At 44.2% G+C, this 14330-nt stretch carries 10 protein-coding genes; 4 read left to right on the top strand and 6 right to left on the bottom strand.

Annotated features, from left to right (window positions below; all coding sequences use genetic code 11):
- The first annotated feature begins 4 nt into the window (after window positions 1-4).
- Both ACFOSV_RS12755 and ACFOSV_RS12750 read left to right on the top strand, forming a co-directional pair.
- Window positions 5-1171 carry a C40 family peptidase gene (locus tag ACFOSV_RS12755; protein WP_377906398.1) on the top strand — a complete coding sequence of 389 codons (1167 nt, stop codon included), beginning with the start codon at window positions 5-7 and terminating at the stop codon, window positions 1169-1171.
- Window positions 1172-1177: 6 nt separating this feature from the next.
- Window positions 1178-3277: a M28 family peptidase gene (locus tag ACFOSV_RS12750; RefSeq protein WP_377906397.1), complete on the top strand. Its 2100-nt coding sequence runs from the start codon at window positions 1178-1180 to the stop codon at window positions 3275-3277.
- 97 nt (window positions 3278-3374) lie between these two features.
- On the opposite strand, the gene ACFOSV_RS12745 is transcribed toward ACFOSV_RS12750, so the two are convergent.
- Together ACFOSV_RS12745 and ACFOSV_RS12740 are read right to left on the bottom strand one after the other, a co-directional pair.
- Complete coding sequence (locus tag ACFOSV_RS12745; RefSeq protein ID WP_377906396.1) at window positions 3375-4943, bottom strand: S8 family peptidase; 1569 nt, start codon at window positions 4941-4943, stop codon at window positions 3375-3377.
- Window positions 4944-5047: 104 nt separating this feature from the next.
- Window positions 5048-5959, bottom strand: coding sequence for a helix-turn-helix transcriptional regulator (locus tag ACFOSV_RS12740; RefSeq protein WP_377906395.1), 912 nt, complete (start codon window positions 5957-5959; stop codon window positions 5048-5050).
- Window positions 5960-6091: 132 nt separating this feature from the next.
- Between ACFOSV_RS12740 and ACFOSV_RS12735 the strand changes: the two genes are divergently transcribed.
- The gene (locus ACFOSV_RS12735; RefSeq protein WP_377906394.1) at window positions 6092-7678 is read left to right on the top strand and encodes a hypothetical protein; all 1587 of its coding nucleotides are present in this window, start codon (window positions 6092-6094) and stop codon (window positions 7676-7678) included.
- A 4-nt stretch (window positions 7679-7682) separates the two neighbouring features.
- On the opposite strand, the gene ACFOSV_RS12730 is transcribed toward ACFOSV_RS12735, so the two are convergent.
- From ACFOSV_RS12730 to ACFOSV_RS12715, 4 genes are all read right to left on the bottom strand, one after another.
- The gene (locus tag ACFOSV_RS12730; RefSeq protein WP_377906393.1) at window positions 7683-8558 is read right to left on the bottom strand and encodes a DUF5777 family beta-barrel protein; all 876 of its coding nucleotides are present in this window, start codon (window positions 8556-8558) and stop codon (window positions 7683-7685) included.
- Complete coding sequence (locus tag ACFOSV_RS12725; RefSeq protein WP_377906392.1) at window positions 8555-9094, bottom strand: YceI family protein; 540 nt, start codon at window positions 9092-9094, stop codon at window positions 8555-8557. The genes ACFOSV_RS12730 and ACFOSV_RS12725 overlap by 4 nt, the downstream gene beginning before the upstream one ends.
- Window positions 9094-9588 carry a ubiquinol-cytochrome c reductase iron-sulfur subunit gene (locus tag ACFOSV_RS12720; RefSeq protein ID WP_377906391.1) on the bottom strand — a complete coding sequence of 165 codons (495 nt, stop codon included), beginning with the start codon at window positions 9586-9588 and terminating at the stop codon, window positions 9094-9096. Before ACFOSV_RS12720 ends, ACFOSV_RS12725 begins: the two co-directional genes overlap by 1 nt.
- A gap of 61 nt (window positions 9589-9649) precedes the next feature.
- Entirely contained in the window at window positions 9650-10183 is a 534-nt protein-coding gene (locus ACFOSV_RS12715; RefSeq protein ID WP_377906390.1) for a hypothetical protein, read from the bottom strand.
- Between the two features lie 606 nt (window positions 10184-10789).
- On the opposite strand from ACFOSV_RS12715, the gene smc reads away from it, so the two are divergent.
- Window positions 10790-14329 carry a chromosome segregation protein SMC gene (gene smc, locus ACFOSV_RS12710; RefSeq protein ID WP_377906389.1) on the top strand — a complete coding sequence of 1180 codons (3540 nt, stop codon included), beginning with the start codon at window positions 10790-10792 and terminating at the stop codon, window positions 14327-14329.
- The last annotated feature ends 1 nt before the right edge of the window (window position 14330 follow it).

Genomic DNA, 14330 nt, shown 5'->3' with positions numbered 1-14330 from the left:
AACGATGAACAGAATCCCAGCCCTATTTTCCCTTATTGCACTGGTCTTCCTTTTTTCCTGTGTTAATAATCAAAGCCAAAAAATCGTATCCGAAAAAATCGAAGAAATTCGATCTCAAGTGGCCCCAGACAAACGGGTTGCTATTTGGGAACTCAACTTTGAAAATGGAGTACTAAGTGGCAAAACCGATCAAATTGAAGGTTTTGAGCAATTGATTCAGGAGCTTGAGGAAATGGATATTTCCTTTGAGAATCAAGTGATCAAACTACCGCATGCAGATCTTGAAGGTAAAACCCGTGCTTTGGTCACAATTTCTGTGGCAAACATACGAAGTCAACCCAAGCACTCCGCTGAACTCGCTACCCAAGCACTTATGGGTACGCCCTTAACCGTCCTCGAAAAGGAAGACAGTTGGTATCGAGTCCAAACTCCCGATGATTATATTTCTTGGGTAGATGCGGCCGGCATTAAGCTCATGACTGAAGCTGAGCTCGAATCTTGGTATAGATCTGCCAAGGTAGTTTTTACAGATTTTTCAGGATTCGTTTGGGCAGACGAGTCACAAACCGAACGAATTTCAGACCTCGTTGCCGGAGATATTTTGAACTTGACAGAAGAAACCAACACCTCCTATCTCGTGCAGTTGCCTGATGGCCGTGCAGGGATTATTGAAAAGTCCAAAGCCACGCCTTGGGAAGAATGGATTGCCTCTAGAGAGACAAGCCCTGAGAAGCTAATTGCTACAGCAAAAGAAATGATGGGAGCGCCTTACCTCTGGGGAGGCACATCCATCAAAGGAATTGATTGCTCTGGTTTCACCAAAACGATTTTTTACCTCAATGGCCAAATCATCCCACGCGATGCTTCCCAGCAAGTCAACGAGGGAAATGAAGTAGATGTAGATAAAAATTGGAATAAGTTAGAGGTTGGTGATCTGCTCTTCTTCGGGCAAAAAGCAACGGACGACATAAAAGAACGAGTAGTACATGTCGGGATGTGGATCGGAAACAATCAGTTTATCCATTCTAGGGGTAGAGTCAGAATATCGAGTTTTGATCCTGAGAGTCCACTTTATGACGAATACGAGCTAAACCGATATTTACGAACCAAACGAATCATCAATACTCCATCGGAAAATGTACTTTCCGTATCAACCCTCATTCAAAACTAAGAACCTATGAAAAAACTAATTTTTACTGGCTTGCTAACCGTTTCCTTTGGGGCCTCCCTACTCGCCCAAGGGCTGGACGGATTCAAAGCTTCCTCGGTGGATGCCCAGAAATCTTTGGAGCAAAAGTACCTCAAAGCCGTCCCATCAGACCGATTTAAGGTCCATTTAAAAGAATTGACCAAGGCACCACATATCGCGGGCACACCTGAAAACGAGGCAGTGGCACAATACATGCGCAAGGTGATGGCAGATGCGGGAATGGAAGTTACCTTTTATCCCTATGATGTCTATCTCCCAAATGATCCAGGTGAGTCTCTCCTTCAGATAATCGGTGATGAAACTATAACCCTTTCTCAGCAGGAAGGACCAATCGAAGGAGACGAGTTTTCTACTGACCCAAGACTTCACAAAGGCTTTAATGCTTACTCTGGTTCTGGAGATGTAACTGCCGAGGTGGTTTACGTGAATTACGGAGTAAAAGCAGATTTCGAGAAGCTTGCCGAAATGGGTGTTGATTTGACTGGAAAAGTAGCCATCGCGCGATATGGAGGGAACTTTAGAGGTTTCAAAGCCAAATTTGCTGAGCAATATGGTGCTGTCGGTTTGATCATTTTCACCGATCCAAATGACTCAGGCTTCAAGAGAGGAGTAGTCTACCCAGATGGCCCTTTCTTCAATGAAACTACGATCCAAAGAGGCTCATTACTTACCCTGGACTATACAGGTGATCCTTTGACACCTTTTAAACCGGCTCTTCCACTGGATGGAAACAAAAAAGTAAAACGACTCGACCCTAAAGATGTGGACTTCCACACTATCCCAGTGAGCCCAATAGGTTATGGCGCTGCGAAGGAAATTCTATCCAGAATGGAAGGAGAAAAAGCTCCAGATAGCTGGCAAGGAGGCTTAGACTTAGAGTACAAAGTTACTGGAGGAGAAAGTCTAAAAGTTCGTGTGAAAGTAGAGCAGCCAATTGATTTTATTCGTGCCAATAACGTCATAGGCCAATTTAAGGGCAGTACTAACCCAGACGAATGGATTATTCTAGGAAGCCACTATGATGCTTGGAGCTTTGGAGCAACGGATCCAAATTCAGGAACAGCCATGATGCTAACACTTGCCGAAGGTGTAGGCGAATTGATCAAAAGTGGTGAAACTTTAGGGAGATCCATCCTGATCGGACATTGGGATGCTGAGGAGCAAGGAGTAATAGGTTCTACCGAATGGGTGGAACATTTTAAAAAGGAACTTGGAGCCAAGGCGGTAACTTATATGAATTTTGATGGTGGGGTCTCGGGGAGAAACTTCAGGGTCTCCTCCGCTCCTACGTTGAAAAGCCTAATCACTGATGCTTCCAAGGAAGTAGAATATCCAGACAGTTCAAAGACAGTTTTTGAGGTATGGAAAGGTGGTGCATTAGCACCAACCATCGGGAATTTAGGTGGTGGATCAGATCACATCGCATTCTATATGCACGTGGGCGTTCCAAGTTTAAGTGGTGGTACAGGCGGTCCTACGGCCTATCATTCCAACTATGACAACTTCAATTACTACAGCAAATTCGTGGACCCAAGCTTTAAAATGGGTGGAACTGTTGCCAAGGTAATCGGGATTCTCAGTTTGCGTTTGGCGAATGCTGAGGTCATCCCATACGATGTACAGCGCTATGCCACGGACTTGTTGATTCATTTTGAAAACGCTGAGAAAATGGTCAAAGAAATGGATCCAAGCTTCAATCGTTTCGATCAGGCACATGAAGCTATTCTGATTTTGGAAAGTAAGGCCTCAATTTATCAAGCCAATCTTGATGCAGCCCTTATGGCGAATAAGCTTTCTGATAAGCAGATCGAGAAGCTAAATAAAGGTCTTTTGGCACTAGAAAAAAGCTGGATCGATCCTAAAGGAATGTACTTCGGAAGCTGGTATAAGTCACTATATGTCAGCACAGATCCATTTAGCGGTTACGCCAGCTGGATCTTACCTGGTATTCGATATGAGGTAGAAACCAAGTCAACAGATAGACTGGAAGAATGGGATACTCGATATGCCAAAGCCATCACTGACTTGGGAAATAAGATTGAAAAGCTTAATTCGATGCTGAAATAATCTGAAACCAACATTTACATAAAAATGCCCCCAAGAAGAGTGATTCTTTTTGGGGGCATTTTGTTTTTAAAAAGATTAATTGAAGACTATCGCCTGATCAGAAGACTCCAAGAGCAGCAGCGGCATTCAGATTACCATAGCCATATTGAGAGTTTTTATTTGGGAAAAGATCAGAAGTTTCTCTCATTCTTTGTAAAACCTGATTGCGATCCCAACTTGGATTGGCTGACCAAATCAACGCAGCGATTCCTGAAGCTGTGGCCGTAGCAACCGATGAACCTCCAACCGTAGAAGGAGTATCACTTGAAAGCGCAGTAGTCAGCGGTTTGGTCTCTGTTCCAGCTCGCTCCATAACTACTGTGAATTCAACTTGACCACCAGAATGACAGGTATCGCATCGCTGATATCCATTGCCTTCCTTCACACCCGTCACGGCAACTGTTTCAGACATATTAGCAGGGAAGATCACGCCTACCCAATTCGTAAAGAAAGTAGAGGTACCTGCAGCTGCAAAGATCAATTTACCTCGATTATATGCATAGCGAACAGCATCAGCCACTTTTGAATTAGAGAAAACATCACCAATAGACATGCTGATGATTTTAACATCTGATCGATTACCGAGCAAAACTAGTGCTTCTGAAACTCCATCTTTTTCATTTCCTGAGTTAACGATCACATCACTGGTACCTCTCACAGATACCAGATTAGCATCATATGCTACGCCTACTGCATTACCCACGGTATTTCTAGGGGAAGCAATGACACCAGCCATGGCAGTGCCGTGTCCGCATTGATCATTTGGGCCGTCATATCTTTTCCACCACCAAAAACCGGTTTTGTAGGTTCCAAAACGGGTAATTTGTCTAGTATTAATAGATGCTCCACTAGAAAATCCTGAGCCTAGCATAGGCTGATTGGGTGATACACCTGTATCAATCACTCCTACTGTCACTCCTGCACCAGTACTTGCTCCCCAGGCTTGAGAAATTCCCATTTGATCATAATTCCAGGAGGCTTTCGCTGCAGGCGTAATCACACTAAAGTCATTCGGAGAAATATTTGGATTTGGATCATTGGAACAACCCGAGTCGCTAAATATCCGTGCTTCCTCTACTTTATTCAATAAGTCTAGATTGAACTCATAGCTCAAAGGCTCGAAATATCTTACTTCATCCATCAGTCTCAAATTTTTCAAAACTTCCAGATCGGCAATTTTCATTTCTAGGTAAGGCAAATCGGGATGAATTTCTGCAAGCTCATTGCTCAGTCTGTACTGAGTACCTCCCTTAGTTTGAATTGTCTCTGAAACCTGAGCAATCACCTTGGATGCTGCATCCGTCCAAGGCTGAGAATCCAAAGCCTCTGTTCCGATTCGAGAATTAATGTTATCAGAAGTGGCAGGCTGATAGCCAATCGTCAAAATCGAGTCACTTTGCACCAAAGCACTCCAAATCAGCTCGTCACTCTGATCCATCCAGATAAAATCCCCCGTTTCGTTCAGAGATTTGAGAATCAACTGATCAATCTCAGACTGCGGAATAATCGTAGATTGCTCAGCCTGAGGCGGTGGAAGTGGTGAAGAAATATCCTCTTCTTGTTGGCATGAGTAGAAAAGGACTGAGACGAGTAAAAAACCTAAAAGGTGTCTAGATAAAAGTTTCATAATAATATGGGTTTAAAAATGAGTCTAGGAATTTACAAAAAGTAGATTAAAAAAACCTATTCCTCTCATTATTAAAGCTTTGTACGTTCAATTACTCTCCTCGTTTAGAGCGTAAATTTTTCTATTTGCGAAGCTAAATAAGCTTTGAGCTCCTCTCCCTCCTCTACTTTGACCTCTCCAGGCAAACCCAAAATAAATCGGGCTATACCGGGCAATTGAGGGACTTCTCCATTGAAATAGTAATGATTTCGGTTTTTGATATACATCAGAGGCCGAGCATTGGGATGCTCCTCCTGCATGAGCTGGTAGGCTCTTTTACTCATTTTTAGCTTGACCAAAAATTTGTTTTTGCCACTAAAACCAAAAAGAGAAGTCTCGGGCATTTCGTGCTTTGATTGAAATAGCATGTCCTGCTGACTCACCACCAACTCACCGATCCGCTCGATTTTGAATATTTTCATATTCTCACTTTCTACCTCAAAGGCATGAATTGCTGAATAATCAGCAGTAAATCCCACAGGCTCCACCAGCCTATCCTTGGTAGAGTCGCTACTGAGTGAGTAGTAATCTTTGAGCCAGATTTGCTTCTTGCTTTGCATAGCTGCTGAGATGGTATCCACCATCTTGGTCAGATTTGCCTTAAACAGCTCCTGACTTCCCTGCTTGACTTCAGACTTGGTTTGAAGCTTGGTCAAGATTGCATCTCGATACAGATTTGCCTTTGGGGCATGCTTGAGCTGCTCTTCGAGCCATTCATTCTCTTCCTTGGATAATCCTCCCAAAGCAGAACCTGGCATCATGGATGGGCTGGAAAGTAATTTGTATTTGCTAAACTCCTTCACAATCTCAAAACCCAAAGCCTCCAGCAACTTAAAATAACGATAAACCGTCCGCTCGTCTGTCTGAAGATACTCTGCCAAGCGGTGAACAGGTTTTCCCACATTACTTTGTAGAAGGTTAATCAACTTGAAGACTCGTAATATTTTCTGTTGCTCAATTTTGCTCGCTTGTGCCATTTTGGATGCATTTAGATTCTGTTCGAATTTAGAGAAAATCCTAAAGCAGCCCTTACGATTGACAGTAAATGACACTGAATTATTGGAAGAAAATCTTTTACACTTCCGTAAGAATTGACTTACTTTTACTTCATGCGGTCCGCCAACCTTCAGCATCATTCCATCCTCCAATCTCCTAGCATTTATTTCGGTCTCCTATTCTTGGGGGCCTATTGGCTCATTGGCTTTGATGGGATCACTTTTAGCGATGATGTGTATTACATCCTTTCAGGAAAAAGCTTTTGGGAAGGTAGTATGGAATTGGATGACTACCATTTTTCCAGCCGCTGGGGAGCCTATGTTCCCTTTGGTTTCTTTGGGTATGTATTCGGATTTCATCCCCGTATTTTCTCCCTTTTTTCGCTGCTATGCTACGTTCTCACCTTCACGCTCTTACTGCGATATTTTAGCTCTTCGAACCAAAAATGGCTTTTCACACTTTGGTTTTGTGGACAAGTATATTTCCTTCATTTTATCAGCAAAGTCTATCCAGATAGCGCCTTGGTCTTATGGGTCAGTTTAGTTCCTATTGCTTCTATTTATCGTCACAAAAAGCCCATTTTAGCAGCTTTTGGATTAGTTGCTGCACTTTTTTTAGGGTTTATCACCAAGGAGACGATTATCTTTTTAGCTCCATTTCCGATTTTACTTTTCATTCTAGACTGGAAAAATGAGCGCTCAAACCTTCAATTTTATAGCACATTAATCGCTTTCGGACTTCTTTTTGGATGTCTGTATTTGGGTTTCTTTTGGTATAAATTCGGTGACCCATTGTACCGAATTCAGTCTATCAATGCCGGGCATTATATTTCCGAATTCACCTACGCAGATAAAGGCTGGACATCCATTCTCAGACGCTTGACCATTCTTCCCTTTACCACTTTCGTGGAAAGAGCCTATTGGCCATGGATCGTGCTCAGCTTTCCTGGAATATGGTTTGGGCTGAAAGCCAAGAAAGCTGGAAGCTTAGAGTTCGCTTTGGCATTGCTTTGCTTGCTGGTAGGATTCTGGTTTATGAGTTCCACCTTGGAGATTTACAACCCGATTTACCTCAATCCTCGTCACCTGATTATCCTGGTTCCCATCCTTTCTTTTTGCTTAGTCAAAGGAATTCCTGATTGGATAGATTCTACAGGATGGAAGCATTTTATCGCTGGCTTCTTTATCCTTGGGACATTGATTGCTTTGGTGCTTTTGGATTGGAAAATGGCTGCTTTCAATGTCGCTTTTATCCCTTTGCTTTATCTGAAAAACCCCAAAACCCGAATCACTTTACTCGCCGGAGTATTACTGATTCCTGCCTTAATCGCGATCCCATATCAGCAGAGATTAAAAAAATATGATACTCTGCTCGCGACTCTTGAGGAACTTACTACCGCCGATGACTCTTCTCTAATTATTACCAATAACTTCCTGACTTTCAGTAAGGAAATCCTTCTCCCAGAGAAAAAGGATCAACAAGACTTACTTTTTCCCATAGAAGAAGTCAAAGTCCTTCAGCACTTTCCTCCGAGTGAAGTTCGCGTGATGATCTACGAGTATTATGCGCATGCCTACCCCAAGGAACAAGAGGATGTAAACAGGCTTGAGCTGTGGATTAAGATCAATGGCTACGAAGTCATAGAAGAGTACCGGGAAGACAGAATTTGGTATAGAAAATTGAGCCGGAAACTAGAGTAGCTTCTTACTTGGCTTTCTTTCTGCCCGTGGCAAAAATCCGGTTGACATTAAAGCCTAGACGGAATTCCTCTCCGGGATTGCTACCATTTCCTCCAGCGAGTAAATACTGCTCATTGAGCGCTTGAGAAGTCACAAAATACATTTGGAACACATGTCCTCCAGCCTCTATATCCCAACCAATCCCAATGTTATTACTCAGGTCAGAATTCAAATTAGGAATCCACTGCAAAGTCAAGGATGATCGATCTGTTACTTTAAACTTGCCACTCATTCCAAGTGCAAAGTAAAAATTCTGGTCTCCTTCGATTTGATAGACAGATCGGGGATCTACGAAATAAGAAAACATAGGAGAAAGTTGAATACTCAATTTCGGGCTAAATCGTCTCGCCAACATCAATTGCCCAAAATAGCTGGAGCGCTCAGCGAAATTTGGCGGTGCCTCAGGTAAATTATCATAATTGGAAGAATTCACTCCTGCCCCACCCGCAAAGCTTACGGAGATTGGCATTTTGTCATTTTGCGTTTGCTCCAAAATATGGTATCGACCAAACACATGATAAAACTTGTCCATGCTCGCACGAGCCACTCCTAAGGATACCTTATCTGAAAGGGCGAATTCAAAGCTAAATTGAATATTCGCTCCATTATCCAGACCAAAAAGATTTTCCACACCACCATCTAAAGGACCGAAAGTGTGCATAATAGCAAAGTGCATGCTTTTCCGATCCAAAGGCTCCACAGTCAATAAATTGATATGTCGGGGAGCATGGAAAGTCAATTCTACAGGAAGATTTTCATTAACCAGTTTGCGCTCAAGCTGAGCATATAGCGTGCTGATACTCACCAACAGTACTAACAGAGAGAGGATGATTCGCTTCATTTCTTTTGGGTTAAGATGGCGTTAAGGGTCACTTTTTGATTTTCTGCTAGCTCATAAAATACCAGCTTGGGAAGTGGAATGCTGTAATCACTGAGCAATACTTCAAAGCTTGCATCCAACTGCACTTGATTCTCGGCCACTTTGGTCAGTGTACCAAAAACCTCGATTTCTTTCTCCACTCCGTGTATTTTGAATGTTCCAATGGCTTTCACTTCCACAGGTGCATTTAACTTCAAGTCAGGAAGGAGTTGCAACTTACCCGTAAACTCAGCAAAGGGAAATTGCTCTGTTTCGAGGTAATTTTCCCGCATATGTCGATCACGCAGCCCTATTCCTGTCTCCAGAGTATTGAGGTCTAGATAAAAATCCAAGAGGTTTTGATCCAAGTCGATCAAACCATTTAGATTTTTTGACACTCCTTCAAATGAACTGAGAGGGGCTTCCGAAATAAAGATGGTCTGCCCTTTTTCCGTCACGTACTTCTGCGCAAAAACAGGCGAAGCGACCAGAAAAAGGAATAAAACGAGGAGACGCATTACTTGGTAATGGTCAAAATCTCACCTGCCACGGAAGTAGAGAAAGGTGTCAAAGGCTGCGTCGCAGGGCCTCTAAGTACGCTTCCAGATGTACTAAATTTCGAATTGTGACAAGTACAGGTAAATTCCTCAGAGCTATAGGTCCAGTTTCTATCACAAGCTGAATGTGTACAAACCGAAGTCAAAGCAATAAAGCTTCCACCTACATTTGCGACCAAAGTCTGTGCATCAGGAATCAAGAGCCAAGATCCATTATTATTTAATGCTGCTTGAATACCTAGATTCACTCGGATAGTGTTTCCGGAAATAGTGATCCCCGTGTCTGCACCACCTCCAGGAGGCTGCGTGGGATCTGTATCCCCATCACTTGAACATGAAGTAAAAAAGGCCGCCCCAAAAAGTGCGAGCACTGCTCCACTTCCTGCCTTCTCAATAAACTTTCTTCGGGACTCGGTCAGCTGACCTGCGGTAGTTGTTGTTTTTGTCTTTTGCATAGTGGTTATGATATACGAAGTCAAAATCGATATCGGATCGATTTTGTTTATCAAACCACTATTAAAAATGTCTTCTATTGAGAATTTCCCCTAAAACTATCGCGTCTTTGACACTTTGAGGATTTTTTAATAAGGCCGCGTAGCGATTGACAGATTTACTTTTGGTCGCATAAGCCAGAGGTTTTTGGCTTGGAATGCTTGCTGCTACTTTAGCAATTCGCTCCTCCTCTTTTTTCACCCGCTCATAGGCATCTTCTAAATACGCCCCTTCATAATGGGTGATTTCATCATCATATGACTCGTAGCGCTTTGTGCGAACAGGTTCTGGTGCAGGCTTCGGTGCCACCACTGGTCGGGATTGCACTTCAGGCCGAGCTTGAGGTATTGGCTTTTGCTGCGGGGCTGTTTTTGGTTTTTGAGCTTCACGGATTTCCTTTAGGAGATCTTCAAAAGTCACCCCTCTGTCTGGCTCGCTTTCCGTCTCAGTCTCACCTGCAGCCTCTTGAGCCTGGCGTTTCTTTTTATTCGACTGCGTCGCTGAATAGATGAAGTATGCGATTACAGCAAGGATGTAAACTATATTTCCTAAATCCATGGTGTTAAGATAGTGGATAATGGTGAGGAATGAATAATTGGTTGGGGTTTTTTGTGTTAAGGTGAAGGAGAGGTTTATGGTCAACGGACCACGGTCGACAGTTGACGGTCTGCAGTTTGAACATTTACGTCATTGCGAGGAGGAACGACGTGGCAATGTGTTTTGGTCTTACGTCATTGCGAGCCTGAGGCACGAAGGCGTGGCAATCTGTTTGAAGATTACTCTAACACGGGACAGATTGCTTCGCTACGCTCGCAATGACGATTTGAATTACATTACTGCTCCATTCCGGTCTTACGTCATTGCGAGCCTGAGGTACGATGGCGTGGCAATCTGTTGAGGTGACTACTTACAATGAATAGATTGCTTCGCTACGCTCGCAATGAATATTTGAATTACATCACTGCTCTCCCATTCCCTAATACCAATTCTCCATTCTCTACCCCCCTCCATCCTGGCCCCTCGCTAAATTTGTCCACTGGACAAATTCTTAACGCTCGGTCCTCCCCATTCCCCACTCCCAAACTTCCCAACTCAATCCAATATTCCTTTGCAAATCTCCCAATTCAACTTAATTTGTTTGTCCATTCGCAAGGAAAATAAAGCATGCTGCTTAGTAAGTTAGAAATCAAGGGGTTTAAGAGTTTTGGTGACAAAATGGTCATCAATTTTGATAAGGGCATTACCGGTGTTGTTGGACCAAATGGCTGTGGCAAATCCAATGTAGTGGATGCCATTCGCTGGGTTTTGGGTGAGCAAAAGTCCAGAATGCTCCGATCGGATAAGATGGAAAATGTCATTTTCAATGGCACCAAAAACAGAAAGCCTTCCAACCTCGCTGAGGTTTCCCTGACTTTCGAAAACACCAAAAACCTCCTTCCCACCGAATATACGCATGTTACCATCACCCGTCGCTACTATAGAAGCGGGGAAAGCGAATACCAAATCAATGGAGTCACCTGCCGTCTAAAAGACATCACCAACCTCTTTATGGACACGGGGATCAACTCCAATAGCTACGCGATCATCGAGCTCAAGATGATTGATGAACTGCTCAATGATAAAAACAACTCCCGTCGAGACCTTTTCGAAGAAGCCGCTGGAATCTCCAAATTCAAAAACCGCAAGAAAGAAACTTTGCGCAAGCTGGAAGATACCGATGCCGATCTGGATCGCGTGGAAGATCTCCTCTATGAAATAGAAAAGAACCTCAAAAGCCTGGAAAAGCAAGCCAAGCAGGCCTCCAAGTACTTTGAGATCAAGAAGGAATACCGACTGGCGAGTATCAACTACGCCAAGAAAAGCATAGAAAAACACACGGCTTCGCTGGCTAGCTCTACCCAGAAAATCGCCGAACAAGGAGATCAAAAGATTCAAATCCAAAGCCAAATCGCCGATCAAGAGGCACAGCTTACGGATTTGAAAACGAGCCTAATCAATAAGGAAAAGCTTCTCGCCTCACGGCAAAGGGCACTCAACGAGCATGTAAATAAGATCCGAACTTTTGAGTCGGAAAAGAAAATCAAAAACGAGCGACTACGATTTCTCGAAGACCGATCCCAGCAATTGCGTGAGCAGATCGATAGCGATCGCAAGTCCAATGACCGTGCGGGATTTTCTGTTCGATCACTGCAGCAGGAAAAAGAAAGCGCCGAAAAGCTCTTTGCAGAAAAAGAGGCCATCGTCACCGAGCTAAAGGAAATTTACGAAGCGCAAAAAGCTATTCAGGAGGAGAAAGTTCTAAAGCAAAAAGCGCAATCCGAACTGCATACCAAGCAAAAGGAGCTAGTGTACCAACTGAGCAAGGACTTGGAGATCAAGCAGATTCAGCTTTCCACCCTCAAGCAAGAACTGGAGCGTACTTCCTCAGACGATAGCAGTCAGGAGGCGAGCTTGGTGGATTTTGAGTCCAAACTGATTTCCCTCAAAACCGAACTGGACGAGGCGCAAGCTAGCTACCAAAAGCTCAAAGCCCAACAAGAAGATCAGGATCAGAAGATCGAGGAAACCAATAAGGTGATCGATCTAATCAAGGAGGAGCTCACGCAAACTTCGCGCAAGCTAGACTCCAAGCAAAACGAATACAACCTCACCAAGTCCCTAGTGGAAAACCTCGAGGGATTTCCCGAGGCCATCAAGTTTCTGAAGAAAAACTCCACTTGGGGCAAGGACATTCCCCTGCTCTCCGACCTTCTCACCACGGACGAGGCGTATCGAGTGACCATAGAAAACTACCTCGAGGGCTACATGAATTACTATGTGGTGGATACTCAGGATCAGGCCATCAAAGCCATTCAGCTGCTAGCTGATTCGGCCAAGGGAAAAGCCAATTTCTTTATTCTAGAGCAGTTTGATCGCTTTAAGCCTACCCAAAACAAGCTTTTCGCGAATGCGATCGCAGCCACTGAGATTATCGAATACGATGAGAAATACGGCCGATTGATCAACCACATTCTGGACAATGTCTACATCGTCAAGGGGGATCATAAGGATTTTCCGCAGGACAAAGAAGCCATCTTTATCTCCGAAAGCGGCAAGTACACCCAGCGGAAGTTTAGCATGACGGGTGGTTCTGTGGGGCTTTTCGAAGGAAAAAGAATAGGCCGAGCCAAAAACCTGGAAAAACTCGAAAAGCTGATCAAGGAGCTTAATAAAAAGGTAAGCTCCATCCGAAATAATCTGGATCAAAAGCTTTCTGATCTGATCAAACTCAAGGAGTCCAACTACAAGTCTGCCCTGGAGTCGGAGCAAAATCGCTACAATGAGCTCAACCAGAATTACATTTCCATCAAGACCAAAAAGGAGCAACTGGCAGAACTCCTCAGTAGCAATGCCAATAAGCGAGAGGATATTTTCGCACGAATCGAGGAACTGGAGGAAAGCCTGATTTCCATCACTCCACAGCTGGAGGTGGAAAAGGAAAGCTTTGAAGGGATCGCTGTCGAACTCGAGGAACTCAACCTCTCCCTGGAGGAGGAAAACCGACTTTTATCCGAAAAATCCCAAGCCTACAATCAGGAAAACATAGGCTATCATCAGGCCCTCAATCGGGTCAATAGCCTGACTCAGGAGATTGAATTTAAGCAGTCGGCCTATGAAAACTCCAAAGAGCGCATCAGCAAGTCACAGTCGGAACTGGGATCTCTAGATGGGGAAATCAAAAGTCTGCTCGATACCAATGAGATCAAGGACGATGAACTGATCGAGCTCTATGCCGAGAAGGAAGGCATCGAAGCTGGGGTGCAGGAAGCCGAAAAGGACTACTATGCCTCCCGAGGACTGATCGATGAGACGGATCAAAAGATTCGTTCCCTGCAAAAGTCCAAGGAAAGCCACGATGAGATCATCCATACCCTGGAGCAGCATATCAATGAGATCAAGCTGAAGATGACCTCCATGAAGGAGCGGCTCAATGTGGAGTTTGAGCTGGATCTGGACGAACTGGTGGAAGAAAACCCTGCACTGGATCCCGAGTTTGCGGACTTTACGGAGGAAAACCTCCATGCCCTGATCCAAAAGCAAAAGGAGAAGCTCGAGCGCATCGGTCCCATCAACCCCATGGCCATGGAGGCCTACGATGAGATCAAGGAGCGCTATGACTTTATCTCCGGCCAAAAAGAGGATCTGGAAAAAGCCAAGCAATCCCTACTCAATACCATAGGTGAGATCGATCAGGTGGCCAAAGAGACCTTCCTCGATGCCTTTGAGAAGATCAAAGGAAACTTTATCAAAGTCTTCCGCTCCCTCTTTACCGAGCAGGACGATTGCGATCTGACTCTGGTGGATCCAGACAATCCCCTGGAAAGTAAGATTGAGATTATGGCCAAGCCAAAGGGCAAGCGACCCCTGACCATCAATCAGCTCTCCGGAGGGGAAAAGACCTTGACGGCCACTTCCCTACTCTTCTCCATCTATCTGCTGAAGCCTGCGCCTTTCTGTATTTTTGATGAGGTGGATGCCCCGCTGGACGATGCCAATATCGATAAGTTCAATACCATTATCCAGAAGTTTAGCGACGAGAGTCAGTTTATTATCGTGACGCATAATAAGCGCACCATGGCCAGCACGGATATTATTTATGGCATTACCATGATCGAAGCGGGAGTTTCTAGAGTGGTGCCTGTGGATTTAAGGGAGTTGGCTTAGG

It is taken from the genome of Algoriphagus namhaensis (assembly GCF_042649705.1).
GTDB lineage: Bacteria > Bacteroidota > Bacteroidia > Cytophagales > Cyclobacteriaceae > Algoriphagus > Algoriphagus namhaensis.
This window is presented reverse-complemented; position numbering and strand designations above follow the sequence as displayed.

Bases quoted from the DNA above. Each gene is read 5' to 3' on its own strand.
- ACFOSV_RS12755 (WP_377906398.1), top strand. From the start codon at position 5: ATGAACAGAATCCCAGCCCTATTTTCCCTTATTGCACTGGTCTTCCTT.
- ACFOSV_RS12750 (WP_377906397.1), top strand. From the start codon at position 1,178: ATGAAAAAACTAATTTTTACTGGCTTGCTAACCGTTTCCTTTGGGGCC.
- ACFOSV_RS12745 (WP_377906396.1), bottom strand. From the start codon at position 4,943: ATGAAACTTTTATCTAGACACCTTTTAGGTTTTTTACTCGTCTCAGTC.
- ACFOSV_RS12740 (WP_377906395.1), bottom strand. From the start codon at position 5,959: ATGGCACAAGCGAGCAAAATTGAGCAACAGAAAATATTACGAGTCTTC.
- ACFOSV_RS12735 (WP_377906394.1), top strand. From the start codon at position 6,092: ATGCGGTCCGCCAACCTTCAGCATCATTCCATCCTCCAATCTCCTAGC.
- ACFOSV_RS12730 (WP_377906393.1), bottom strand. From the start codon at position 8,558: ATGAAGCGAATCATCCTCTCTCTGTTAGTACTGTTGGTGAGTATCAGC.
- ACFOSV_RS12725 (WP_377906392.1), bottom strand. From the start codon at position 9,094: ATGCGTCTCCTCGTTTTATTCCTTTTTCTGGTCGCTTCGCCTGTTTTT.
- ACFOSV_RS12720 (WP_377906391.1), bottom strand. From the start codon at position 9,588: ATGCAAAAGACAAAAACAACAACTACCGCAGGTCAGCTGACCGAGTCC.
- ACFOSV_RS12715 (WP_377906390.1), bottom strand. From the start codon at position 10,183: ATGGATTTAGGAAATATAGTTTACATCCTTGCTGTAATCGCATACTTC.
- smc (WP_377906389.1), top strand. From the start codon at position 10,790: ATGCTGCTTAGTAAGTTAGAAATCAAGGGGTTTAAGAGTTTTGGTGAC.